Origin of the sequence: Epibacterium sp. Ofav1-8 (assembly GCF_022348185.1) — a bacterium.
Lineage (GTDB): Bacteria > Pseudomonadota > Alphaproteobacteria > Rhodobacterales > Rhodobacteraceae > Epibacterium.
On sequence record NZ_JAKRFD010000002.1, the window covers coordinates 475,663 to 498,692 of the forward strand.

General features: G+C 60.3%; 25 protein-coding genes. 10 read left to right on the plus strand and 15 right to left on the minus strand.

Going from position 1 to position 23,030, the window contains the following annotated elements; translation table 11 throughout:
* Window positions 1–11 precede the first annotated feature (11 nt).
* From MHM97_RS05080 to MHM97_RS05095, 4 genes are read left to right on the plus strand one after another with little or no spacing between them, the layout of a single operon-like run.
* Window positions 12–869, plus strand: a complete 858-nt coding sequence (locus MHM97_RS05080) for a hypothetical protein (RefSeq protein ID WP_239320246.1) — start codon at window positions 12–14, stop codon at window positions 867–869.
* A complete protein-coding gene (locus tag MHM97_RS05085) occupies window positions 869–1,048 on the plus strand; it encodes a hypothetical protein (RefSeq protein WP_239320248.1) in 180 nt (59 codons plus the stop codon). Before MHM97_RS05080 ends, MHM97_RS05085 begins: the two co-directional genes overlap by 1 nt.
* Window positions 1,045–1,221, plus strand: a complete 177-nt coding sequence (locus MHM97_RS05090; protein WP_239320251.1) for a hypothetical protein — start codon at window positions 1,045–1,047, stop codon at window positions 1,219–1,221. The genes MHM97_RS05085 and MHM97_RS05090 overlap by 4 nt, the downstream gene beginning before the upstream one ends.
* A 2-nt stretch (window positions 1,222–1,223) precedes the next feature.
* Window positions 1,224–1,409, plus strand: a complete 186-nt coding sequence (locus MHM97_RS05095; RefSeq protein ID WP_239320254.1) for a Pam3-gp28 family putative phage holin — start codon at window positions 1,224–1,226, stop codon at window positions 1,407–1,409.
* 258 nt (window positions 1,410–1,667) lie between these two features.
* On the opposite strand, the gene MHM97_RS05100 is transcribed toward MHM97_RS05095, so the two are convergent.
* From MHM97_RS05100 to MHM97_RS05140, 9 genes are all read right to left on the minus strand, one after another.
* The gene (locus MHM97_RS05100) at window positions 1,668–2,888 is read right to left on the minus strand and encodes a cysteine desulfurase (protein ID WP_239320256.1); all 1,221 of its coding nucleotides are present in this window, start codon (window positions 2,886–2,888) and stop codon (window positions 1,668–1,670) included.
* A complete protein-coding gene (locus MHM97_RS05105; protein WP_239320258.1) occupies window positions 2,881–3,462 on the minus strand; it encodes a YIP1 family protein in 582 nt (193 codons plus the stop codon). The genes MHM97_RS05100 and MHM97_RS05105 overlap by 8 nt, the downstream gene beginning before the upstream one ends.
* A complete protein-coding gene (locus tag MHM97_RS05110; RefSeq protein WP_239320260.1) occupies window positions 3,459–3,944 on the minus strand; it encodes a YIP1 family protein in 486 nt (161 codons plus the stop codon). Before MHM97_RS05110 ends, MHM97_RS05105 begins: the two co-directional genes overlap by 4 nt.
* 8 nt (window positions 3,945–3,952) lie before the next feature.
* The gene (locus MHM97_RS05115) at window positions 3,953–5,233 is read right to left on the minus strand and encodes a SufB/SufD family protein (RefSeq protein ID WP_239320262.1); all 1,281 of its coding nucleotides are present in this window, start codon (window positions 5,231–5,233) and stop codon (window positions 3,953–3,955) included.
* On the minus strand, window positions 5,233–5,988 hold the full coding sequence (gene sufC / locus MHM97_RS05120) for a Fe-S cluster assembly ATPase SufC (RefSeq protein WP_239320264.1): 756 nt from the start codon (window positions 5,986–5,988) through the stop codon (window positions 5,233–5,235). The genes MHM97_RS05115 and sufC overlap by 1 nt, the downstream gene beginning before the upstream one ends.
* A 69-nt stretch (window positions 5,989–6,057) precedes the next feature.
* Window positions 6,058–6,372 carry a heavy metal-binding domain-containing protein gene (locus MHM97_RS05125; RefSeq protein WP_239320266.1) on the minus strand — a complete coding sequence of 105 codons (315 nt, stop codon included), beginning with the start codon at window positions 6,370–6,372 and terminating at the stop codon, window positions 6,058–6,060.
* Window positions 6,373–6,410: 38 nt separating this feature from the next.
* Window positions 6,411–7,931 (minus strand): Fe-S cluster assembly protein SufB, encoded by a 1,521-nt coding sequence (gene sufB / locus MHM97_RS05130; RefSeq protein WP_239320268.1) that lies wholly within the window; start codon window positions 7,929–7,931, stop codon window positions 6,411–6,413.
* A gap of 15 nt (window positions 7,932–7,946) precedes the next feature.
* Entirely contained in the window at window positions 7,947–8,990 is a 1,044-nt protein-coding gene (locus MHM97_RS05135; protein ID WP_239320270.1) for a cysteine desulfurase family protein, read from the minus strand.
* 64 nt (window positions 8,991–9,054) lie between these two features.
* Window positions 9,055–9,513: an Rrf2 family transcriptional regulator gene (locus tag MHM97_RS05140; protein ID WP_239320272.1), complete on the minus strand. Its 459-nt coding sequence runs from the start codon at window positions 9,511–9,513 to the stop codon at window positions 9,055–9,057.
* A 183-nt stretch (window positions 9,514–9,696) separates the two neighbouring features.
* Between MHM97_RS05140 and MHM97_RS05145 the strand changes: the two genes are divergently transcribed.
* From MHM97_RS05145 to typA, 5 genes are all read left to right on the plus strand, one after another.
* Entirely contained in the window at window positions 9,697–10,350 is a 654-nt protein-coding gene (locus tag MHM97_RS05145; RefSeq protein ID WP_239320273.1) for an alpha/beta hydrolase, read from the plus strand.
* A complete protein-coding gene (locus MHM97_RS05150) occupies window positions 10,350–10,598 on the plus strand; it encodes a hypothetical protein (protein WP_239320276.1) in 249 nt (82 codons plus the stop codon). Before MHM97_RS05145 ends, MHM97_RS05150 begins: the two co-directional genes overlap by 1 nt.
* Window positions 10,595–11,761 carry an HD domain-containing protein gene (locus MHM97_RS05155; RefSeq protein ID WP_239320280.1) on the plus strand — a complete coding sequence of 389 codons (1,167 nt, stop codon included), beginning with the start codon at window positions 10,595–10,597 and terminating at the stop codon, window positions 11,759–11,761. The genes MHM97_RS05150 and MHM97_RS05155 overlap by 4 nt, the downstream gene beginning before the upstream one ends.
* Before the next feature lie 131 nt (window positions 11,762–11,892).
* Window positions 11,893–12,222 carry a DMT family transporter gene (locus MHM97_RS05160; RefSeq protein WP_239320283.1) on the plus strand — a complete coding sequence of 110 codons (330 nt, stop codon included), beginning with the start codon at window positions 11,893–11,895 and terminating at the stop codon, window positions 12,220–12,222.
* A 125-nt stretch (window positions 12,223–12,347) separates the two neighbouring features.
* Window positions 12,348–14,168 carry a translational GTPase TypA gene (typA, locus tag MHM97_RS05165; protein WP_239320286.1) on the plus strand — a complete coding sequence of 607 codons (1,821 nt, stop codon included), beginning with the start codon at window positions 12,348–12,350 and terminating at the stop codon, window positions 14,166–14,168.
* Between the two features lie 68 nt (window positions 14,169–14,236).
* On the opposite strand, the gene MHM97_RS05170 is transcribed toward typA, so the two are convergent.
* From MHM97_RS05170 to recA, 5 genes are all read right to left on the minus strand, one after another.
* On the minus strand, window positions 14,237–15,013 hold the full coding sequence (locus MHM97_RS05170; RefSeq protein WP_239320289.1) for a class II glutamine amidotransferase: 777 nt from the start codon (window positions 15,011–15,013) through the stop codon (window positions 14,237–14,239).
* 120 nt (window positions 15,014–15,133) lie between these two features.
* Window positions 15,134–15,421, minus strand: coding sequence for a DUF1330 domain-containing protein (locus MHM97_RS05175; RefSeq protein ID WP_011538572.1), 288 nt, complete (start codon window positions 15,419–15,421; stop codon window positions 15,134–15,136).
* Window positions 15,422–15,427: 6 nt separating this feature from the next.
* Complete coding sequence (gene alaS / locus MHM97_RS05180) at window positions 15,428–18,079, minus strand: alanine--tRNA ligase (RefSeq protein ID WP_239320292.1); 2,652 nt, start codon at window positions 18,077–18,079, stop codon at window positions 15,428–15,430.
* A gap of 121 nt (window positions 18,080–18,200) precedes the next feature.
* Entirely contained in the window at window positions 18,201–18,746 is a 546-nt protein-coding gene (locus tag MHM97_RS05185; RefSeq protein WP_239320294.1) for a hypothetical protein, read from the minus strand.
* Window positions 18,747–18,748: 2 nt separating this feature from the next.
* Window positions 18,749–19,822, minus strand: coding sequence for a recombinase RecA (recA, locus tag MHM97_RS05190; RefSeq protein WP_239320297.1), 1,074 nt, complete (start codon window positions 19,820–19,822; stop codon window positions 18,749–18,751).
* A gap of 195 nt (window positions 19,823–20,017) precedes the next feature.
* Here recA and MHM97_RS05195 point away from each other — a divergent pair, with 195 nt between their 5' ends.
* Window positions 20,018–20,614: a gamma-glutamyl kinase gene (locus MHM97_RS05195; RefSeq protein ID WP_239320300.1), complete on the plus strand. Its 597-nt coding sequence runs from the start codon at window positions 20,018–20,020 to the stop codon at window positions 20,612–20,614.
* A 6-nt stretch (window positions 20,615–20,620) separates the two neighbouring features.
* Here the strand turns inward: MHM97_RS05195 and MHM97_RS05200 are convergent, their stop codons facing one another.
* The gene (locus MHM97_RS05200) at window positions 20,621–22,930 is read right to left on the minus strand and encodes an ATP-binding response regulator (protein WP_239320302.1); all 2,310 of its coding nucleotides are present in this window, start codon (window positions 22,928–22,930) and stop codon (window positions 20,621–20,623) included.
* Window positions 22,931–23,030: the final 100 nt, after the last annotated feature.

Here is a 23,030-nt window from a genome sequence, read left to right on the forward strand (position 1 = left end):
GTCGTGGAGCTTTGGCCGTTCTGGGCGCGGGTGTGGTGGTGGCCACATATGCAGCGTGGCGCGAGACCAAGCAGAAGGACGCCGAACAGCAGGCAATCATTCAGCCGGCGGTCTATCAGACCGGCGGAGCAAAGGCCAAACTGGCCGCGATGCAGGGCAGCGGTGGCGGGCAGGGTGGCGACCTGAAATCGGCCCTGGTCGGCTGGGGCGTTGACACCCTGTTTGGCGCGATCGAACGCGGCGGCTGGCTGGGCGGCGGCAAGAGCAGCCCCGGCGTCGGCGCCGGATGGGATATTGACCGCGTGCCGGGATCTGCAAACACCAATCGTCCGCCGGTTTCTGGCGGTACGTCGAGCCAAGGCAAAGGGGTTGGCGGCTTACTGGACCTGATCGGCAGCGTTGAGGCTCCGAAGGGCTATGACCAAGTTTACGGGAAAATTCGTGGCGCAGACAAACCACCAAAGCCGCTCACATCTATGACCGTGGGCGAGGTTCTGGATTGGCAAGACAGCATTGATAGCCGCTATATGTCCGAAGCCGCGGGGCGCTATCAAATCATGGAAGACACCTTGCGCGACCAAGTGCGCAAGGGAAACGTCTCACTTGATGCCCGCTTTGATGCCAATACGCAGGACCGCCTTGCAATCTCTCTCATGAACCAACGCGGCCTTGCCAGCTATCAGGCCGGATTGATCGACGCGGACGAATTTGCACAGGAGTTGTCCAAAGAATGGGCATCGCTCCCCGCGATCACACGGGATCGCAACGGACGTAAAGCTACAGGCCAGAGCTATTATGCGGGCGACGGGCTGAACAAGTCGCACGTCACGCAAAAAACCATTCTCGAACACATCAAGGGGCTTTTCTGATGGTTGCGCCGTTGGTGTGGGCCGGCATCGCCCTGGGCAGTCTCTACCTTGGCGGAAAAGCCATTAGCGACGCAGGGCAAGCCGCTGAAAGTGCGACAAAACTTGCCAAGTGGAGCGTTGCAGGCGGTGCGCTTTATGTGAGCTATCGCGCCCTGAAAGCCGGGGGGGTTCTCAAGTGATTACCCCGGAAATCGTGCAAACGGTGCTTGCGGTCGTGACCGTCGGCGGCGTGGGCGGGATCTGGTTCAGGCTTGGCGGCGTCCTGCGCGGTCAAGCTGAACAGGAAAAAGACATTGCGCGTCTGGATGAGCGCGTGACGTACCTCGAAAAGAGCTTTTGGAAAGGAGCATAACCATGTTGAAAACACTCATCATTTCGAAGTTTGCGGGTCCGATGATCCGTCACGGCGCGACCGTCTTGGGCGGCTGGCTGATGGCCGAAGGGATCGCGGATGAAGCGACCGCGCAACAGATTGTTGGCGGGCTGACCGCAGCGGGCGGCGTCGGTCTGTCGTATCTGGAAAAGATCATTCGCCTTTGATTTCAGATCATTAGGCGACGGAGTGAAACGCCGCGACTTGGTAGGTCGCGGCGTTTTCTGTTGCACACGCTCTGGCAGAAATTTGTTGACAGATGCAATTCAATAAATGTAGCCGTTGAGAAACATCCACAAGAGGGACGATAGACAAGATGCTGGGTAAGACTTTCCAAACCGCCAAACAGGAAAATCGCATAATCAGTATTATGTAAATATTTGATGCTGTGACATGCGCAAATGGCACCTCACAGCATCATTTTCCTACGCGAATAGCTCGTGCGCGAGCTCAAGGGCGTCGACCAGTCGATCCACTTCGGCCCGCGTGTTGTACATCCCAAACGACGCGCGACAGGTCGCCGTCACACCCAGATGATCCATGAGCGGTCCGGCACAGTGGTGACCGGCACGCACCGCAACGCCTTTCTTGTCGAGGATCGTCGAAATGTCATGTGCATGCGCTGCACCTTCGAGCGTGAGGCTGAAAATCGCCGCCTTGCCAGGAGCATGCCCCTGGACGTTCAACCAGTTGAGCCCCTGGAAACGTGCCGTCGCATAGTCGCGAAGATCGGCCTCATGCGCAGCAATCTGTGACATGCCGATATCCATCAGATATTCCAGCGCCACACCAAAGCCGATGGTCTGGACGATCCCGGGCGTTCCGGCCTCGAATTTCATCGGCGGATCATTATAGATCACGCGATCCCTGGAGACCTCCTTGATCATATCGCCACCACCGATGAATGGCCGCATCTCGGCCATACGCTCCGGTCGGATATAGATCGCACCGGACCCGGATGGCCCATAGAGCTTGTGTCCGGTGATCGCATAGAAATCGCACCCGAGATCCTGCACATCAACGGGCATGTGCACCGCGCCCTGAGATCCATCCACCAGCACTGGCACGCCTTTGTCATGGGCTCTGGACGTGATGGTTTTCACATCAACAACGGTTCCCAGAACATTGGAACACTGGGTGATTGCGATCAGTTTTGTTCGCGGCGTGATGGCATCCAGCACCTTCTGCGGATCAAGGCTGCCGTCGGTTTCGGTTTCAACCCATTTCAGGACAACCCCCTGACGCTCGCGCAGGAAATGCCAGGGAACGATATTGGCGTGATGCTCCATCACAGACAGGATGATCTCATCGCCCGCCTGAAGTTGCGGCATGGCCCAGCCATAGGCCACGAGATTGATGCCTTCGGTGGTGCCGGAATTCAGGACAATATGGTCCTCATGCGCGGCGTTCAGGAACCGCGCGATCGTGCCGCGCACGCCTTCGTATTTCTCTGTCGCGAGATTAGACAGATAATGCAAGCCACGGTGAACATTGGAATATTCCTCCGCATAGGCTTTGGTCACGGCGTCGATCACGCAGCTCGGCTTTTGCGCCGATGCGCCGTTGTCAAGATAGGTCAGCGGCTTGCCGTTCACCTCTCGCGAGAGGATCGGGAAGTCGGCTCTGATTTTTTCGACATCATACATTGGACGTCTCCAGGATTGTGGGAGCAAACAGCCCCATCAGGATCAGCACGGCAGTCATCGCGCCAAGGCCAGCCATAAAGATCACACCGAACGATTTTCCGAGCGCGTTGAGACCAAGGCCTTCGTTGGTGAAGTGCGCCAACACATAGATCCCATAGATGGCGGCGACCAGATTCAATATCGCCGCAACAGGCGGAACGATAAATACAAGAACGATTGCAATGGCTTGCACAGCGATATTCACAAATCGCAGCCACACAAGCAGGGCAAAGAACGGCACAAATGCCGCCTGCCCGCCCATCCATCTGCCAATGGACACGGAACAGATGGCATAGCCCAACTGCAACACCACCAGAAAGCCGCCAAAGAGTGCCGGGCTGAGGTTGGGAAACAAGGCGTTTGATGACAGGCCGAGCAGCTGGGCCTGCAACGCATAGAGAAAGACGCTCAGCACGACCGTCAGTCCAAAGCCTGTCCAGACCACGTCGGCCTCAAACCTCTGGGCCAGAACGGAACGCGCCGCCTGCGCAGGGTTTGTGATTGTCTCGATCGCCAGGGCTTTGAAATCCATCATGCCCGTCCCCAATAGGCTTCGCGCAGGCCGGAGAGCCAGAACCAGAGGAACACAGCCAGCCACAAAAGACCAACGCCATTCAGCGCCGGGCCTGAGCCGATGAACCCGGCCACAAGCCCGTTCAACAGCAGGATCGGCGTCGACGCCAGGAAGGCCCAGAACAGCGCCAGACGGCCCCTGAACCCATCGCCCTGCCCGCCCAGGACACGCGCCAGCATATGCGAAAGCCAGGCAAACGCATAAAGCGCCAGCGGCGCGATAAAGATGATGCCCAGCAGCGCGCCACCCAGCAGCATGTTGAGGTCCTGTCCGGTCAGATGCGCCTCGCGGGCGAGACGCGGCATCTGTGCGATGAACATCAACGCACAAGCCCCCATCAGAAAAGCCAAAAGTCGATCTTCACGGTGCCCCATCGACAGAAGCCGCGCAATCACCTTGCGCGGCCCCCGATAGGTTGCCGTGATGTCTGCCGTCACAGCCATGCCGGACCTCAGCGCCGACGCGCGAGCCAGCCATAGAGGCGGTCGTTGATACTGGCGGCGATCTCATCGCTTTCGATCTCGGCCACCGCCTCGGCCAGAAACGCCAGGGTCATCAGGTCGGTTGCCTCGCTCTCGGGAACGCCGCGCGAACGCAGGTAGAACAGCCCGTCCTCGTCGATCGCACCCGAGGTGGACCCGTGCGAACAGGCCACATCGTCGGCATAGATCTCAAGTTCTGGCTTGGCGAGGAACTGGCTGTCATCATCCAGAAGCAAAGACTGGGAAATCTGATAGCCATCCGTCTTTTGCGCGCCTTCCTTCACCAGGATCTTGCCCTGGAACACGCCGGTTGCGCCGTTGCGCAGAACCTTTTTGAAGACCTGACGGCTCTCGCAATTCACCGCGTCATGGGTGACAAACACCGTATCGTCGTGATGAAAATCACCGTCCCCAACGCAGGCCCCGGCCACATGCGCCACGGCGTCGTCGCCAAGGAACTCAACCACGGCTTCGTTGCGCGTCAACACGCCATTCACGGTGAGCGTAAAGCTCTTGAAAACGGATTCCCGACCCAGACGCGCAAACAGATGCGTCGCCGCACGGCGTTCATGATCGCGACCCTGCGCGCGCACCAGATGCAGCGTGCCGTTGTCCGCAATGTCGATTTCCATCGCCTTGTTGAAGCGCGATGCGGCAGGGCCGTTTTCAAGGATCGTGGCCTCGGCGCCGCTGTCCACCTTGATCACATGGTGCAGGATCGCGTCGGAGGATTCATTCTCGTGGCGATAGACCAGATTGATCGGTTTGGACGGCGTGCCGGTGACGTGAATGACCACGCCATCGGTTGCAAACGCGGTGTTGAGCGCGGCCAGAGGGCGCTGCACCGGCGTTTGTCCACGCGCTTCAAGAACGCCGTATATGTCCTTGGCCCAATGGATATCTTTACCCTGGATTTCGGCAAGGCGCTCAATGCTCACCCCCTCCAGCGAAAGATCGTCGGAGGCGTCGGCATCAAAGACACCATCGACAAAGACGATGCGGATGCGATCAAAGGTGTCGAACATCGGCGCTTCGCCGCTGTCGAAGACGGCCGCGGTCGGACCCTGTACCGCCGTCAGCGTATCCGGACGGGTGTATTTCCAATATTCGTCACGGCGATCCGGCAGGCCCATCGTTTGAACCCGCGCCACCGCCGCCCGGCGCGCCGCATCAAGGCAGCCGCCCTCGGGCAATGACAAGGCAGCCAGGCGCGCCTCGGTCGTCGATTGTTTCAGCTCGGGAAGTGCCATTACGCCACCTCGGACATGATGTCTGCGTAACCGTTGTTTTCCACCTCAAGCGCCAGCTCGGGGCCGCCGGTCTTGACGATGCGGCCATCGGCCATGATGTGCACGACGTCCGGTTTGATGTGATCCAGCAGACGCTGGTAGTGGGTGATAACGAGGAAGCCGCGGCCTTCGTCACGCAGCGCGTTCACACCATCGGCCACCAGTTTCATCGCATCCACATCGAGGCCGGAGTCGGTCTCGTCCAGGATGCACATTTTGGGCTCCAGCATCGCCATCTGCAAGATTTCGTTGCGCTTTTTCTCACCACCGGAGAAGCCGACATTGACCGGGCGCTTCAGCATTTCAGCGTCGATCTTCAGCTCCTTGGCCTTCTCGCGCACATGTTTGAGGAAATCCGCCGCCGACAGCTCCTCCTCGCCACGCGCCTTGCGCTGCGCGTTCACCGCGGTGCGCAGAAAGGTCATGTTGCCGACACCCGGGATTTCGACCGGGTACTGAAACGCCAGGAATACGCCAAGCGCCGCGCGCTCTTCCGGCTCCAGCTCCAGCAGTTCCTCACCCAGCAAGGAGGCGGAGCCTTCGGTGACCTCGTAGCCATCCTTGCCCGACAGCACATAGGACAGCGTGGATTTGCCAGAGCCGTTTGGCCCCATGATCGCATGCACCTTGCCAGCTTCGACGGTGAGGTTCACACCTTTGAGGATCTGCTTGTCTTCTTCCTCAAGTTTCACGTGCAGGTTTTTGATTTCGAGCATTTTTTCCTCGTCTTGTATCGATGAGACACCTTTGTGCCTCTTGTTCCCATACCCCTCGGGGCGAAATTCTTATCCGATCACCACGGCGGTGCCGCTGGCCGAGACCATCAACATGGATTGACCAACAACCTCATAGTCGAGGTCAACGCCAACGACCGCATTCGCACCAAGTGCGCGGGCGCGGTCTTCCAGCTCGTTCAGCGCCGTTTCGCGTGCATCCTGCAGCTTGCTCTCGTAAGCGCCTGATCTGCCACCCACAATGTCGGTGATCTGGGCAAAGACATCACGGACCACATTGGCGCCCATGATCGCCTCGCCCACGACGATGCCCTTGTATTCGGCGATCTGGTAGCCCTCAACGGTGCCAGTGGTCGTCACGATCATGGTGCGGTCTCCTTTGCGTCCTTGCCAGGGGCCGGACATCAGCCAACAGATCCTTCAAGCGAAATCGCAACCAGCTGCTGGGCTTCCATTGCAAATTCCATCGGCAGTGCTTGCAGCACGTCCTTGCAGAAACCGTTCACAACCAGTGCGACCGCTTCTTCTTCGTCCATGCCACGCTGGCGACAGTAGAACAGCTGATCGTCATCCACCTTGGAGGTTGTCGCCTCGTGTTCGCAGCGCGAGGAATTGTTCTTCACCTCGATATAAGGCACCGTGTGCGCCCCGCATTTGTCACCGATCAGCAAGCTGTCGCACTGAGTGTAGTTGCGCGAGTTCTTCGCCTTCGGGTGCATCGAGACCAGACCGCGGTAGGTGTTCTGCGCCTTGCCGGCAGAGATGCCCTTGGACACGATTCGGCTCTTGGTGTTCTTGCCCAGGTGGATCATCTTGGTGCCGGTGTCGGCCTGCTGGTAGTTGTTGGCGATGGCGATCGAGTAGAACTCGCCCTGGCTTTCTTCGCCGCGCAGGATGCAGGAGGGGTATTTCCAGGTCACGGCAGAGCCGGTCTCGACCTGGGTCCACATCACCTTGGCGCGGTCGCCACGGCAATCGGCGCGTTTGGTCACGAAGTTGTAGATGCCGCCCTTGCCGTTCTCGTCCCCGGGGAACCAGTTCTGCACGGTGGAGTATTTCACTTCGGCGTCTTCTTCGACGATGATCTCGACCACAGCGGCATGCAGCTGCGCGGTGTCGCGCTGCGGTGCAGTGCAGCCTTCCAGGTAGCTGACATAGCTGCCTTTGTCCGCGATGATCAGGGTGCGCTCGAACTGTCCGGTGTTCTCCGCGTTGATGCGGAAATAGGTGCTGAGTTCCATCGGGCAGCGCACGCCCGGCGGCACGTAGACAAACGAGCCATCAGAAAACACGGCCGAATTCAGCGTCGCATAGAAGTTGTCCGACACCGGCACGACGGTGCCGAGGTATTTCTTCACCAGTTCGGGATGTTCGCGGATCGCTTCGGAAATGGAACAGAAGATCACGCCGGCCTTTTTCAGCTCGTCCTGAAAGGTGGTCCCGACGGACACGGAGTCGAACACCGCGTCCACGGCGACCTTGCGGCCTTCGGACGGCGCATCTTCGGCCCCTTCGACGCCTGCAAGAATCATTTGCTCTTTCAACGGGATGCCGAGCTTTTCGTATGTGGCGAGCAGCTTCGGATCGACCTCATCGAGCGACTTGGGCTTTTCTTCCATGCTCTTGGGGCGGGCATAGTAGTATTGATCCTGAAAGTTGATTTCAGGATATTCCACCATCGCCCAGTCCGGTTCGACCATGCCGGTCCAGCGTTCAAAGGCCTGCAGACGCCATTCGGTCATCCACTCCGGCTCTTCGTTCTTTTCGGAAATCAGGCGCACGATATCCGGGTTCACGCCCTTGGGGGCGTATTCCATCTCGATATCGGTTTCCCAACCGTATTTATAGGTGCTGACCTCGCGCACCGCATCCACGGTTTCCTGATCAACGCCTTCCTTGGCTTCGAATTGGTCCAGAGCGGCCATCGTCTTCTCCTCACCTCACGCCGAACGGGCGCGATGTTTCTTCTGTTTGGCGCACCAGCTTTCAGCAAAGCGCAGCACATCCGTTTCCGTCGTCTGCGGCCCGAGCGATACGCGGATCGCACCCTGGGCCGTCGTCTCGTCATATCCCATTGCGGTCAGAACCGCGCTGGCGCGCACCTTGCCGCTGGAGCAGGCGCTGCCCGCGCTGATCGCGAACCCCGCCAGATCCATCTGCATGACCTGCGTCTCGCCTTTCCATCCAGGGGTGGCGAAACAAGAGGTATTGGGCAGGCGACGCGCATCCTTGCCCACAAAAATAGTGTCTGGGCACTCCGCCGCAAGCGCCTTTTCTAGAATATTTCTAATTTCTGCAACCCGGTCCCAAACCCCGCTGTCGAGGTCCCTGGACGCCGCTTCAGCTGCGGCGCCGAACCCTGCGATTCCAATCACATTTTCCGTCCCGGACCGGCGTCCCATCTCCTGACCGCCGCCTTTGATCTGCGCAGCGAGATCCGTCCCACGTTTGAGCACCACGGCACCAATGCCCTTGGGCCCGCCAAGCTTGTGCGCCGAGATCAGCGCCATGGTTGCGCCCATCCAGTTGAACGCCACCGGCAGTTTGCCAAAGGCCTGCGTCGCATCCGTCACCGCAAGCCCGTCGGGCAGGTCCTGGATAATGCCGGTTTCGGAGTTGGCCAGCTGCAGGCAAGAGGCCTGCGGGTCGGTAACCTGCACGTGGCCAGAAGTATCGACAGACAAATCCTCTTTGATCCAAGCCCTTACAGCATCATGTTCAAGCGCGGACCCATGCAGGTCACGCCCGGCCAGGGCCAGTGCTGCCCCCTCTGTCGACCCGGAGGTAAAGACCACATCCGCGCCCTCGGCCCCAAAGGCGGCAGCCACCTGAGCCCGGGCACGTTCGATGATCGCCTTCGCCGCACGCCCCTCGGCATGCACAGAGGACGGATTGCCACTGACTCCCATCGCCGCAATCATCGCGGCTTGCGCTTCTGGGCGCAGGGGCGATGTGGCATTGTGATCAAGATAAACACGGGTCATGGAGTCATCTTTTTGAATTGGCCAGTGGGCTGGGTGATCGGCGGATGTGTCCTGTCAGAACCGGCTATTCATCCACCACCGAGAAGAGATTTGGAACCGCCGGACAGGGCGCGAGGTCGTTTTCGATCACATCGGACAGGCGGGTCTGGTGCAGGAACACATAAACATGCGCGCTCAGCCCTTCCCACAGGCGATTGGTCAGGGATTGCGCCCGGCTGCCGCAAGAGCCACCGGACACCCCGGCCCCTTTGTGCATGGCATCAACGGTCTCATCAACAGCCGCCAGGATTTCCACCACCCGGATCTCCGACGCCGGACGAGCAAGCCGATACCCGCCGCCGGGGCCGCGCACCGAGGCCACCAAACCGGCGCGCCGCAGCTTGACAAACAGCTGCTCCAGATACGGCAGGGAAATCGCCTGGCGTTTCGATATGTCTGCCAGAACCACCAGCCCCTCGGCCGGTTGCAGCGCAATATCCGCCAGCGCGACCATTGCATAGCGGCCCTTTGTCGAAAGCTTCATCTGCTCACCCTTTCACCGAAAAGGCAGCAAATGATTGACGATACCCCTGTCAATGCGTATCTCAGCTTGACAAGGTGCCGGTGCCCACCTGCGCCTCTTTAGAATTGTTCTAAGATGTCAGAGAGATTTCGTCAAGCATATCTCTCCGGCATCCCCGCCAAAAAGAGTAGGATCCACCCACCCATGCCTGAGGTCATTTTTCCCGGACCCGAAGGACGGCTGGAAGGCCGTTATCACCCGCAAAAGGAAAAGGACGCGCCGATCGCCATCGTGCTGCATCCGCACCCGCAATTCGGCGGGACCATGAACAACAAGGTGGTCTACAACCTCCACTATGCGTTCTACAACATGGGCTTCACTGTACTGCGGTTCAATTTCCGTGGCGTGGGCCGGTCGCAGGGCGAATACGATCAGGGCGTTGGCGAGCTGTCGGATGCGGCCTCGGCACTCGATTATCTCCAGTCGATGAACAACAACTCCAAGCATTGCTGGGTTGCGGGCTTCTCCTTTGGCGCCTGGATCGGCATGCAGCTGTTGATGCGTCGTCCGGAAATCACCGGGTTCATCTCGGTTGCGCCGCCGGCGAACATGTACGACTTTTCCTTCCTGGCGCCCTGCCCGTCCTCCGGCCTGATCATCAATGGCACCGCCGACCGTGTGGCCCCGCCCGCCGATACCGTGAGCCTTGTGAACAAGCTGCACGAGCAGAAGGGCATCACCATCACCCATGATGAGATCGAGGGCGCGGATCACTTCTTCCAGGAGCCGCATATGGACACGATGATCGGCAATGTCTCCGATTATGTAAAACGGCGCCTCACCGAAAGCAGCCGCTGATGTCGAGCCTGGACACGCTGGCCGCACAGTTGGCGGAGGACACCATCAAGGTCCAGGATGCGCTCGGCGAGGACCGCCTGTTCATGGAGGTCGCCCAGGTTCTCGGGGCGGCGTCCCAATCTCTCGAAGAAGCCTTTCTGACAGAGGTTCGGATTCGCCTTGCAGAACGCAAGGCGCGCGATTTTCTCGGCAAACGATTAGAGGCCGCTAAGGCCGCGCTTGAAGCAGAGGCAAAAAACCGATCATGACGACCCATCTTGTGCAGCAGTTCGAATTCCTCTCTGAAATCGAAAGGCTGCGCGAGGTGGAGCGGCAGAATCTCCTGCTCGATGGCAGCCGGGTCGAGAACTCGGCGGAACACAGCTGGCACCTGGCGCTTTATGCGCTGGCCTTTGCGCCCTACGCACCGCCCGCGGTGTCCATCCCGCGGGTCATGCAGATGCTTCTGCTGCATGACATCGTCGAAATCGACGTTGGCGATCATCCCATTGATGAACCCACCGACTGGAGCGCAGTCGCTGCAGCCGAAGAACGCGCACAGAAACGGATCTTTGGGCTCCTGCCCGATCCGCAGGCCACCGCACTGCAAGCCTGCTGGCAAGAATTTGAAGCCGCAGAAAGCGCCGATGCGCGCTTTGCAAAAGCACTGGACTACTGCCAGCCGATCTTTCAAACGCTTTGCGCTGTTTCGCCTCCCAGGGATCATCTGCGCGTGGTCCGTGAAAACCTGACCACCGGCCGCGCAACCACCCTGAAGGACCGCTTTCCCGAGGCCTATGCGGCGGCGCTTGAACTCTTGCGCGGGGCTGAGGTCAGCGATCCCGACTTTGCCGCAAGGTTGGCGTTCCTCTCCGAAGCGGACCGGTTGAAATCCATCCTGCGGGCCTCTCGCATTGCCTCCGATCAACGTTACGAGAATTCAGCCGAACACAGTTGGCACATCATGCTCCATGCGTGGATCCTGGCCCCGCACAGCATTGCGCAGGTCGATGTGACGCGGGTGCTGACCATGCTCCTGCTACACGATTTGGTGGAGATCGATGCCGGAGATGTGCCGATCCACTCGACGCTCGACGCTGCTGCGCTTGCCCGGATCGAGGCGGAGGAACTGGCGGCCGCGCAGCGCATCTTTGGCCTGCTGCCCGATGCTCAGGCTGCAGAGTGCCTGAAGCTCTGGCAGGAATTCGAAGCCGCGAACAGCAGTGACGCCATCTTTGCGAAATCCATCGACCGGGTGCAGCCGGTAATGTTGAACATCGCCACCGGTGGCGGCAGTTGGGTCGAATATGATGTCACCCTGCCCCAGCTCGAAAGCCGCGTTGGGGACAAGATCGCCCGTGGCGCACCAAAGGTCTGGGCCCATGTGCGCGCCCTCCTGCTGCCGTGGTTTACCGAACGCGGCAGGCTGTGACGCCCGCGCGGTGCAGGGCAACCGCGGTTCACGAAATTTCCCCTCTTGCGTCGGCGGGCAAGGCAGGATTTGACAGGCCTGCCGCCAGCCCTCCCGGCCCAGGGCGGCCTCATGAGGCAAGAGGACACGTCATGCATTATCTCTACCTGATGGCCGCCGTGCTGGCCGAAACCATTGGCACCACCGCCCTTCAGGCCAGCCAGCAATTCACCCGGCTGCTGCCCTCGGTCATTGTTGTCGTGGCCTATGGGGCATCATTCTTTCTGATGAGCTTGACGTTGAAATTCATGCCCGTTGGCATCGTCTACGCGATCTGGTCGGGCCTGGGCATCGTGCTGATTGCGGCGATCGGCTTTATCGTCTTTGGCCAACGCATTGATCTGCCTGCACTTGCCGGCATGGCGATGATCATCTGCGGCATCCTGATCATCCATCTGTTTTCCGCCAGTTCCGGCCACTGACCGCCTGTCCGGGCGCTACAGGGTGCGGCAGCGCAGCGACGGTTGCGCGGGCAACCCGCTTTTGCACTAGCCATGGCGGCTTTATCGAGGTATGCGCCCGGCAACCCCAATCAAAGGCATACCTCATGGACCTGCGCAATATTGCGATCATCGCGCACGTTGACCACGGCAAAACCACACTGGTTGACGAGCTTCTGAAACAATCCGGCGCCTTCCGCGAAAACCAGGCAGTGGCGGAACGCGCCATGGACTCGAACGATCTGGAACGCGAACGCGGCATCACCATTCTGGCCAAAGCCACCTCTGTGGAATGGAACGGCACCCGCATCAATATCGTCGACACCCCCGGCCACGCCGATTTTGGTGGCGAAGTGGAGCGCATCCTCTCCATGGTTGATGGTGTGGTGCTGCTGGTGGACGCCGCCGAAGGCCCGATGCCGCAGACCAAATTCGTGACCTCCAAGGCGCTGGCGCTGGGTCTGCGCCCCATCGTGGTGCTGAACAAGGTCGACAAGCCCGACGCTGAGCCAGACCGCGCGCTGGATGAATGCTTCGATCTCTTTGCCAATCTTGGCGCAGATGACGATCAGCTTGATTTCCCGTCCATGTATGCTTCCGGCCGCTCCGGCTGGGCCGATATGGAACTGGATGGCCCGCGCCAGGATCTCTCGGCGCTGTTTGACCTGATCGTGAAGCACGTTCCCGCGCCCAAACAGATCGCGCAGAAGGATGAGCCCTTCCGCATGCTGGCCACCACGCTTGGCTCCGACCCCTTCATGGGCCGCATCCTGACCGGCCGTGTTGAGAGCGGCACGCTCAAGGTCGGTGACAACCTCAAGGCCCTGAGCCGCGAAGGTGACCTGATCGAGAACTTCCGCGCCACCAAGATCCTTGCGTTCCGCGGCCTTGCCCAGCAACCGATTGACGCCGCCGAGGCGGGTGACATCGTCACGATCGCGGGCATGACCAAAGCCACCGTTGCGGACTCGCTGGTGGACACCTCGGTCACCGAGGCCCTGCCCGCGCAGCCGATCGATCCGCCGACCATCACCGTGACCTTTGGCATCAACGACAGCCCGCTGGCGGGTCGTGATGGCAAGAAAGTCCAGTCGCGCGTGATCCGGGATCGCCTGATGAAAGAGGCGGAACTGAACGTGGCGATCGAGGTCACCGACACCCCCGGTGGTGAGGCGTTTGAGGTCGCGGGCCGTGGCGAATTGCAGATGGGCGTTCTCATCGAGAACATGCGCCGCGAAGGGTTCGAACTGTCGATCTCCCGCCCGCAGGTGCTGTTTACCGAGGAAAACGGCCAGCGCATGGAGCCCGTCGAAGAAGCCACCATCGACGTGGATGACGAATATTCCGGCGTGGTGATCGAAAAGCTCACCGGCAACCGCAAGGGTGAGCTGGTCGAGATGAAGCCCGCAGGTGCCGGCAAGACCCGCATCATCGCGCATGTGCCGTCGCGTGGCCTGATCGGCTATCACGGCGAGTTCCTGACCGACACCCGCGGCACCGGCGTTCTGAACCGCGTGTTTCATGGCTGGACCCCGCACAAGGGCTCCATTCCGGGCCGCCGCGCTGGCGTTCTGATCTCCATGGAGAACGGTCAATCCGTGGCCTACGCGCTGTGGAACCTCGAAGAACGCGGCAAAATGTTCATCGGCGCACAAGCCGACGTTTACACCGGCATGATCATTGGCGAGCACAGCCGCGACAATGACCTTGAGGTGAACCCGCTCAAGGGTAAAAAGCTGACCAACGTGCGCGCCTCCGGCTCTGATGACGCCGTGCGCCTGACCACGCCGGTCACGCTCTCGCTGGAAGAGGCGATTGCCTACATCAACGATGACGAGTTGGTCGAGGTGACGCCGAACTCCGTGCGCCTGCGCAAGCGCTACCTTGATCCGCATGAGCGTAAGCGGATGGCAAAGACCAACAGCTGATAGCTACCTGAAGAATGCAAAGAGGCCCGGTCATTTTTGACCGGGCCTTTTCATTTCTGCATATTTATTCAGAGGACAGGAACAAAGTCCTCTATTTCCGCGTCCTCAGCTGTGTATCGACAGAAGGACCCGGCGGGCACGGATTGCCAGCATTCCCCCTTGTGCAGGGGTTCAGACACCACCAGACGCCCGCGGCCGTCGGCTGTCTTGCTGCTGTAGACGGTCGGCGCCAGATGATCGGAGGCATAGCGCACCGCATAGAGCACGCCGCCGCAGCTGAAGGCAGCACCAATCCGCATATGGGGTGTGTGGCCGAACTCTCGACTCAGGCTTTCGAGTTTCCCCACCGCCCGCTGCATCGCGCCTTTGGGATCTTCATAGAGACCCTCCGCGATGGCGATCAGGAACAAGGCCTCACTGTCCGTGGCCCCCTTGCGGGCGCCATATAGTTCGTCCGGGATCATCATATCGGCCCGGCGGCGAAAATTCTCGAACCCACCGACCTGACCGTTGTGCATGAATGACCAGCAGCCATGCGTAAACGGGTGGCAATTGTTGCGACTGGTCGCGGTGCCGGTCGAGGCACGTACATGCGCCAAAAACAGACCTGAGCGCACCTGATGAGTGATCGACCGCAGGTTGGGATCCGACCATGCCGGATGCGTGTCTCGGTAGAGCCCCGGCTCCTCGCGACTGTCATACCACGCTATGCCAAACCCATCGGCATTGGTTTGTGTTTTACATTCAAAGGCATGAATCGATTGTGCGACCAGAGATTGCTCCGGTTTGCACACAACCTCGTCCAGATAGACTGGAGCTCCGATATACGCGGCCCAACGGCACATGATGTTCTCCTCGACTCGTCGCGATATCCTGTCACCGAGACGTCGAGGCGCTGTTAATCATGAAAAAGGGCCACGCGAAACGCGCAGCCCAATCTTCTGTTTTGCACAGGCTTTCCGTGTTCAGGCGCTGGTCTCGACGACCATCAGCTCCCGCTCGGAGGCGTCGCGCGCGTGGCTCAACGCCTCCTGATATTCGGGGCTGTTGTAGCAGTCGACGGCGGCCTCAACGCTGGGGAATTTTGCGACCACATTGCGCGGACGTTCCTTGCCTTCCAGCTGAACAAACCGCCCACCGCGGGCGATGAACTCGCCGCCGTGCTTGGCAATCGCCGGGCCCGCCAGTTCGGCATATTTGCCGTAGGCGTCAGCGTCGGTGACGGTCACATGTGCGATCCAGAGTGCGGGCATGATGCGTTATCCTTCCAGAAAAGTTTCGGCGGCCTTGATGGCCTCAGCGGCACCAGAGAAATCCTTGCCGCCGCCCTGCGCCATATCGGGACGACCACCGCCGCCCTTGCCACCCACGGCCGGAACCGCGGCCCGCAGCACATCGACGGCCGAGATGTCACCGGTCAGATCGTCAGTCACACCAGCGGCAACCGCAACCTTGCCGTCATCTTCGGCGATCAGCAGGATCACACCGGACCCGATCTTCTGCTTGTGTGCGTCGATCAATCCGCGCAGATCCTTGCCGGACACCCCTTGAAGCGCCTGACCGAGGAAAGTCTTGCCGCCGATCTCCTTGGTTTCGGCGCCACCGTCGGAGCCGCCGCCCATGGCGATCTGCTGTTTGAGCGTGGCAATCTCATTTTGCAGCGCCTTGCGCTCGTCCATCAGCACCTTCAGACGGTCCATCACGTCAGCGGGCTGCGCCTTGAGTGCTCCGGCGACCTCCGCCATTCGGGCCGCTTCGCGCTCCAGGTGGTCAAAGGCTGCCGCACCGGTCAGCGCCTCGATCCGGCGCACCCCAGCAGAGGACGCGCTATCCCCGAGGATCACAAAGGTCCCGATATCGCCGGTCTGTTTTACATGCGTGCCACCGCAAAGCTCGATGGAATAAGTATCGCCATCGGCACCCTTGCCGGTGTTAGCGCGCCCCATGGAGACCACGCGCACTTCTTCGCCGTATTTCTCCCCAAAGAGCGCCTGCGCGCCCAAGGCACGGGCATCATCCGGGGTCATGATCCGCGTGCTTACCGGAGAGTTTTGGCGAATGAAATCATTCACTTCCGAGGCAATCTTTGTCAGGTCTTCCTGGCTCACGGCCTTGTTGTGGCTGAAATCGAACCGCAGACGATCCGCCGCATTGAGCGAGCCCTTCTGCGCCACGTGATCACCAAGCGCGTTGCGCAATGCCTCATGCAGCAGGTGTGTCGCAGAGTGGTTGGCGCGGATCTGAGTGCGGCGGGTGTGGTCCACCTCCATCGCCGCGCCGCTGCCCACGGAAATCTCGCCTTCGGTCACCTCGGCGATATGCAGGAACAGGCCCTCGACCTTCTTGGTATCGGTGATCCGTGCGGCGCCGCCCTCAACGGTCAGAACGCCAGTGTCGCCGACCTGACCACCGCTCTCGCCATAAAACGGCGTCTGGTTCAGGATGATCTGGACGCTGTCGCCTTTTGTGGCCGTTTCAACCTTGGCGCCATCCTTGATCAATGCAACGATCTGCCCCTCGGCCTTCTCGGTCTCATAGCCGAGGAATTCGGTCGTGCCCTCAGCGTCGACAATGTCGAAGTAGACTTTGACATCCGCAGCGTCCCCCAGACCAATGCCACCGGCGCGGGATTGCTCCTTCTGCGCCTTCATCGCGGCATCAAAACCATCGGTGTCGACGTCGACGCCCCTGGCGCGCAATGCATCCTGAGTCAGGTCGAGCGGGAAGCCAAAGGTATCGTAGAGTTTGAACGCGGTTTCGCCGGGCAGCACGTCGCCTTTGTCGAGGTCGACGGAGGCCTCGTCCAGCAGTTTCAGACCTCGGTCCAAGGTCTTGAGAAAGCGGGTTTCTTCCTGCTCAAACGTCTCCTCAATGAGCGCCTGACCCTGACCCAGCTCCGGGTAGGCCGCGCCCATCTGGCTGACCAGCGCCGGCACCAGCTTGTGCATCACCGGATCGGTCGCCCCCAGCAGGGAGGCATGCCGCATCGCGCGGCGCATGATGCGGCGCAACACATAGCCACGGCCCTCATTGGAGGGCAGCACACCTTCGGCAATCAGGAAGGAACAGGACCGCAGGTGGTCGGCAATCACGCGATGGTGCACGTTCTGATCGCCGAACGGCTCACTGTTGGTGACCGTCGCCGAGGCCTCGATCAGATATTTGAACAGGTCGGTCTCGTAATTGTCATGGGTGCCCTGCAGCAGCGCTGCAATCCGCTCCAGCCCCATGCCGGTGTCGATCGACTGCATGTCGAGATCAACCATGGCCCCATCTGCAAAGCGCTCGTTCTGCATGAACACGAGATTCCAGATCTCGATAAAGCGATCCCCGTCTTCCTCGGGCGAGCCCGGAGGGCCACCCCAGATATGATCGCCGTGGTCATAAAAGATCTCGGTGCAGGGACCACAGGGACCGGTATCGCCCATCTGCCAGAAGTTGTCAGAGGTCGCGATGCGGATGATCCGATCCTCGGGAACGCCGACTTTCTTCCAGATTTCAAAGGCTTCGTCATCTGTGTGATAGACGGTGGTATAAAGCTTGTCCTTGGGGATATCAAACTCGCCGGTGATCAGCTCCCAGGCAAAGGGGATCGCCTCGTTCTTGAAATAATCGCCAAAGGAGAAGTTGCCGAGCATCTCGAAAAACGTGTGGTGGCGGGCGGTGTAACCGACGTTGTCGAGGTCATTGTGCTTGCCGCCCGCGCGCACGCATTTCTGCGAGGTAGTCGCCCGCACGTAGTCGCGCCTGTCCACGCCGGTAAAGCAGTTCTTGAACTGCACCATGCCGGAGTTGGTGAACATCAGCGTCGGGTCATTGCGCGGCACCAGCGGGCTGGAGTCCACGACCTCATGGCCCTGCTTGGCAAAATAGTTCAGAAAGGTCGACCGGATGTCGTTCAAGCTGGGCATGTCAACGCGGCTCTCTAGATGTGATTGGAACAGTCCAAAGCGGTTTATCGCGCCCATGCAGGGCTGTCCACCGCCCAAAGCGCATGTGGCAGTTTCCCAAAGAAAACAGTGGGATTGAGCGTTATTTTTTGATCATAAGATCGCCGGTGGAAAACGATCCCGCGCGTTCGACGGAACAGAGTATCCCCCGCAGGCGCAGCGCGCGGTTCTCTGGCAGGTTCACCCAATCCTTGGCCGCGGTGCCATAGCGGGCTTTCCACTTGACGCAGCCATCGTTGAAGACGTCAGACGCCCGCAACGCGGCGCTGCCCACCTGCAACAGCTGTCCGGCAGGCAGGTTTTCCTCGGAGAGATCCATATCCACGATGAATGTATCGCCGGGGTGTGGCACCTCCTCGCGGTTGCGCCAGACCAGATCCAGCACGCGCTTTGACAGGATACAGACCTGAATGCCGGGATGGGGCGCGCCATCCTCCAGCGTCAGCCACGGGCGGCTGGACCAACGCTCGCCGGGGATGCCGCCCTCGGGCGTTACCGAGATCTCCTCGACAAAGCGGCGCTGATTGTAGGCCGGACGCAGACACAACATGGAAATGGCCGCCCGATCCTTCGGGGCGGCCATCACATGCGGCAGGGCCGCATTCAGTTCATCAGGCGTGACGTGCATCGTCAGCCTTCGAACAGGACGTCATCATCCTGCGCCTCGGGCGGCATGTCGAAATCAAGCCCATGGGCGGCGCGGATCTTGTCCTCGATCTCCAAAGCGATACGAGAGTTTTCGCGCAGATAAGTCTTGGCGTTCTCACGCCCCTGCCCGATCCGCTCATCCCCGTAAGAGAACCACGCGCCGGATTTGTTGACCACGCCCGCAGCAACACCAAGGTCGAGCAACTCGCCCATCTTGGAGATGCCCTCGCCATACATGATGTCGAATTCGACCTGCTTGAACGGCGGTGCAACCTTGTTCTTCACCACCTTGACGCGGGTGGCGTTGCCGACAACCTCATCCCGGTCCTTGATCGAGCCGATGCGGCGAATGTCCAGACGCACGGAGGAATAGAACTTCAGCGCGTTGCCGCCGGTGGTGGTTTCGGGCGAGCCGAACATCACGCCGATTTTCATGCGGATCTGGTTGATGAAGATCACCATGCATTTGGAGCGGCTGATGGACCCGGTGAGCTTGCGCATCGCCTGGCTCATCAGGCGGGCCTGCACGCCGACGTTGCTGTCGCCCATGTCGCCCTCAAGCTCTGACTTCGGAGTCAATGCTGCCACGGAGTCGACGATCACCATGTTCACCGCACCGGAGCGCACCAGCGTGTCGGTGATCTCAAGCGCCTGTTCGCCGGTGTCGGGCTGCGAAATCAGCAGCTCGTCCAGGTCGACGCCGAGTTTGCGCGCATATTGCGGATCAAGCGCGTGTTCCGCGTCCACAAAGGCACAGACACCGCCCTTTTTCTGCTGTTCCGCAATGCAGTGCAGCGTCAGCGTGGTCTTGCCCGAGCTTTCCGGGCCGTAAATCTCGACAATGCGGCCCATCGGCAGGCCGCCGATGCCAAGCGCGATGTCCAGGCCCAGCGAGCCGGTGGAGCTTGCCTCGATCTCCTGCAAGGCCGTGCCATCGCCGAGTTTCATGATCGATCCCTTGCCGAACTGCCGTTCGATCTGGGCAAGCGCGCTGTCCAAGGCCTTCTGCTTGTCGCCGCTCTTCTTGTCGTCCTTCATGGTCAATAGATCCGCCATAGTACCCGTGTCCTTCTCTATGTGTCACACCCGGAGGCGGACGACAATGACTGCTTTGTTCTCCCCTTGTTCCTTATGGGGTCAAAACAAGAACATTGCAAGGAAATTTCATACTCTCTCACGGGACTGGCAACGTGGTTAAGGATCGGTTTACAAAGCCGTGACAGTTTGAACTATTTCCGGAGCTTTAACGTCATGATGGTATTTTACCGCGCGCGACTGGCGCTGCTATCGGTGCCCAAGACCGGTACCACGGCGCTGCAATCGGCGCTCCGGCCGCATGCGGATTTGGTGATTTCCGATCCGCCAGAGCTCAAACACGCGCCGCTCTACCGCTACAACCGCTGGCTCCGGCCGATGTATGAGAGAGTTTGCGACGCCGAACTGGAGGTGGTTGCCATCATGCGCGAGCCGATCAGCTGGCTCGGCAGCTGGTATCGCTTCCGCCAGCGGCCGCATCTCGATGGGCGGCCAACCTCGACCAAGGGCATCAGCTTTGACGAGTTTGTCACCGATTACTGCCGCGGCAAACGCCCGCCGCATGCCAATGTCGGAAGCCAGGCCAAGTTTCTGGAGGCGCAGCCCAATGGCTGCCGTGTGACGCATCTTTTTGCCTACGAGAACCTCGCCCCCTTTCATGCGTTCATGCAGGACCGCACCGGCCTTCGCATTGAAACGCAACGGGAAAACGTCAGCCCGGCGGGGGATCTCAGCCTGAGTGCCAACATCGAGGAAAAGCTAAAGCGCAAACACCCGGAGGAGTTTGCGCTTTATGGCGCGATCCCGCGCTGAGACAGCCTATTGCAGCTGCGACTGCACCGTTTCGGTCAACTGGCTGAGCGAGAACGGTTTGGCCAGGAACACGGAGTTCGGCACATCCGGTTCCGCATCACCAAAGGCCCCTTCGGAATAGCCGGAAACAAACACCACCTTGGTGCCGGGGCGCTCTTCAAGCGCTTTGCGCACCCATGTGGGGCCGTCCATGCCGGGCATAATGACATCGGTGACAAAGACATCGACGCTGAGGTTCGGGTCCTCCAGCGTGTCGAGTGCCTCCTCGGCGGATTCGGCCTCGAGCACCGTGTAACCGCGCATCCTGAGCGCGCGTGACGCAAAGGCGCGCACCGGCGCCTCATCCTCCACCAGCAACACAACCCCTTCGCCATGCTGCGCCGCGGGGGCCTTGGCCTTGGCTTGCGTGGCGGTGTCGTCTTCCTCCACCGGGGCGTCGCTGCGATAGACCGGGAAATAGAGCGTGAACTTGGTGCCCTGATTCAGCACGGAATCGACAAAGATGAAGCCGCCAGTCTGCTTGATGATGCCATACGCCGTGGACAGGCCAAGACCGGTGCCCTCGCCAGTGCGCTTGGTGGTGTAGAAGGGCTCAAACACCTTTTGCAGCTTGTCCGGTGAAATCCCGGTGCCTTCATCGCTGACCTGAATGGTCACCCATTCGCCCGGCGGCACCACGGCGCGGTTGCGCTCCAGCGGGGTGTCCAGCGAGACCACCTCGGTCTCCACCCGGATCTCGCCGCCGCTCGGCATCGCATCGCGCGCGTTCACCACGAGGTTCATCAACACCTGCTCCAGCTGGCGTTTATCGGCACGGATGGAGCGCATGACCGGATCGTGGCTGAGCGTCAGCGACACTTTTTCGCCCACCAGACGGTTCAGCAGATGCGTCAGATCAGAGAGCGTCTCGCGCACATCAAGCACCTCGGGCTGCAAGGTCTGCTTGCGCGAGAAGGCCAGAAGCTGGCTCACGAGGGCGGCGGCGCGGTTGGCGTTCTCATGGATCTGGATCAGATCGCCATAGTCCTGATCGCCCTGGTCATGGCGCAGCAGCAGCAGATCGCAATGGCCCGAAATCGCCGTCAGCAGGTTGTTGAAATCATGCGCAACACCACCTGCAAGCTGGCCGATCGCCTGCATTTTCTGGCTTTGCACAAATTGCGCCTCGAGCGTTTTCAGCTCGGTTGCGTCATTCAGCACCGCCATCAGCAGCGTCTCACCCTCTTCGATCACCCGCGTCAGGGTGACCTGGACAAAGACCTCCTTGTCGTCGCGCGAGACGCGCAGAAATTCGGATTTATGCGGCGCAAGCCCCTTGGCCGTTTCCTGCAGCCAGTCGTTCATCGGCCGGCCCAGCCCTTCCATCAGCTGGCCCAGCTGCACCCCTTCGGCCTGTTCAACGCCAAGAAGCCGCATCGCCATGCGGTTGACCGACAGCACCTCGCCCCCCGGGCGGATTTTCAGCAGCGGCACCGGCAACCCTTCGAATCCGGTGTGCGGGCCGCTGTCCTCGACCTCGGCCTTCATGAAGTAAAGCTCGCTGCGCCCCTGTCCGCGGCTGTGCTCGCTGACAAGAACCTCGACCGCGCCGGCCTTGGTCATGATCGTGTTGATGCGCCCCGGCACCACCGGCAGCGATGTGAACAGGCGCTCGGTGGATTTGACACGCTCTCCGATCAAGCTGCGCGCGGCCTCGTTCATGAACAGAACCGCGCCCGTGCGCCCGACCGAGATCATCGGCACGGGGCTCGATTCCGCGTTGCGCCCGGTCTGGCGCTCGCCCATGTCCTCGACCCGCCACAGGAAACTGGCATTGGCCATCTCATGCACCGACAGCCGGACGTGGCCACGACGGGTCACGATATCCTCGCGCGCTGCCCCTTCAAGCTTGGCGCGGCTCTGAAGCCGGAACAGCACTGCCGAGGGATTGGCCAGAACCGAGCGCAACGTGCCGGCGATGGTCTCGCTCTCGGTGCCGTCGAAGCGTTTGATCGCGGCACTGTTGCAGGCGTGGATCACACCGTCCTCGTCGGTGACGAAACTGGGCGACGCATCCTTGTCGATGAATCCCGCCAACAACTCGCTGGCCATGGTCCGGGCATTCTGGCGCACGCGGGACTGCATAAAGATCAGGCTGGAGACCCCGGCGAGGGTCAGGCCAACGGCGATCAGGGCGCGCCCGATCCAGTCCGGCACCGGCAGAATCCAGGGCACGAGGACCAGCAGCAGGGCCAGGAAAAACGTCGCGGCGAGCCGCGCCTGTTCGGGCGTCTGTACCTTGAGGTCAGGCACGATCGAGGAGGTACGACCGATCATTTCGGCTCCGTTTACAATCTTCATGCGGCAATAACGCGTTATCCTTGGTTAAAGCGGGGTTAACCAAAGCGCCCTATCGCAGAACTTTCCAACAGATTAA

Excerpts from the sequence above, each read along its gene's own strand:
- MHM97_RS05085 (WP_239320248.1), top strand. The coding sequence starts at position 869 with ATGGTTGCGCCGTTGGTGTGGGCCGGCATCGCCCTGGGCAGTCTCTAC.
- MHM97_RS05095 (WP_239320254.1), top strand. The coding sequence starts at position 1,224 with ATGTTGAAAACACTCATCATTTCGAAGTTTGCGGGTCCGATGATCCGT.
- MHM97_RS05100 (WP_239320256.1), bottom strand. The coding sequence starts at position 2,888 with ATGTATGATGTCGAAAAAATCAGAGCCGACTTCCCGATCCTCTCGCGA.
- MHM97_RS05105 (WP_239320258.1), bottom strand. The coding sequence starts at position 3,462 with ATGATGGATTTCAAAGCCCTGGCGATCGAGACAATCACAAACCCTGCG.
- MHM97_RS05110 (WP_239320260.1), bottom strand. The coding sequence starts at position 3,944 with ATGGCTGTGACGGCAGACATCACGGCAACCTATCGGGGGCCGCGCAAG.
- MHM97_RS05115 (WP_239320262.1), bottom strand. The coding sequence starts at position 5,233 with ATGGCACTTCCCGAGCTGAAACAATCGACGACCGAGGCGCGCCTGGCT.
- sufC (WP_239320264.1), bottom strand. The coding sequence starts at position 5,988 with ATGCTCGAAATCAAAAACCTGCACGTGAAACTTGAGGAAGAAGACAAG.
- MHM97_RS05125 (WP_239320266.1), bottom strand. The coding sequence starts at position 6,372 with ATGATCGTGACGACCACTGGCACCGTTGAGGGCTACCAGATCGCCGAA.
- sufB (WP_239320268.1), bottom strand. The coding sequence starts at position 7,931 with ATGGCCGCTCTGGACCAATTCGAAGCCAAGGAAGGCGTTGATCAGGAA.
- MHM97_RS05135 (WP_239320270.1), bottom strand. The coding sequence starts at position 8,990 with ATGACCCGTGTTTATCTTGATCACAATGCCACATCGCCCCTGCGCCCA.
- MHM97_RS05140 (WP_239320272.1), bottom strand. The coding sequence starts at position 9,513 with ATGAAGCTTTCGACAAAGGGCCGCTATGCAATGGTCGCGCTGGCGGAT.
- MHM97_RS05145 (WP_239320273.1), top strand. The coding sequence starts at position 9,697 with ATGCCTGAGGTCATTTTTCCCGGACCCGAAGGACGGCTGGAAGGCCGT.
- MHM97_RS05150 (WP_239320276.1), top strand. The coding sequence starts at position 10,350 with ATGTCGAGCCTGGACACGCTGGCCGCACAGTTGGCGGAGGACACCATC.
- MHM97_RS05155 (WP_239320280.1), top strand. The coding sequence starts at position 10,595 with ATGACGACCCATCTTGTGCAGCAGTTCGAATTCCTCTCTGAAATCGAA.
- MHM97_RS05160 (WP_239320283.1), top strand. The coding sequence starts at position 11,893 with ATGCATTATCTCTACCTGATGGCCGCCGTGCTGGCCGAAACCATTGGC.
- typA (WP_239320286.1), top strand. The coding sequence starts at position 12,348 with ATGGACCTGCGCAATATTGCGATCATCGCGCACGTTGACCACGGCAAA.
- MHM97_RS05170 (WP_239320289.1), bottom strand. The coding sequence starts at position 15,013 with ATGTGCCGTTGGGCCGCGTATATCGGAGCTCCAGTCTATCTGGACGAG.
- MHM97_RS05175 (WP_011538572.1), bottom strand. The coding sequence starts at position 15,421 with ATGCCCGCACTCTGGATCGCACATGTGACCGTCACCGACGCTGACGCC.
- alaS (WP_239320292.1), bottom strand. The coding sequence starts at position 18,079 with ATGCCCAGCTTGAACGACATCCGGTCGACCTTTCTGAACTATTTTGCC.
- MHM97_RS05185 (WP_239320294.1), bottom strand. The coding sequence starts at position 18,746 with ATGCACGTCACGCCTGATGAACTGAATGCGGCCCTGCCGCATGTGATG.
- recA (WP_239320297.1), bottom strand. The coding sequence starts at position 19,822 with ATGGCGGATCTATTGACCATGAAGGACGACAAGAAGAGCGGCGACAAG.
- MHM97_RS05195 (WP_239320300.1), top strand. The coding sequence starts at position 20,018 with ATGATGGTATTTTACCGCGCGCGACTGGCGCTGCTATCGGTGCCCAAG.
- MHM97_RS05200 (WP_239320302.1), bottom strand. The coding sequence starts at position 22,930 with ATGATCGGTCGTACCTCCTCGATCGTGCCTGACCTCAAGGTACAGACG.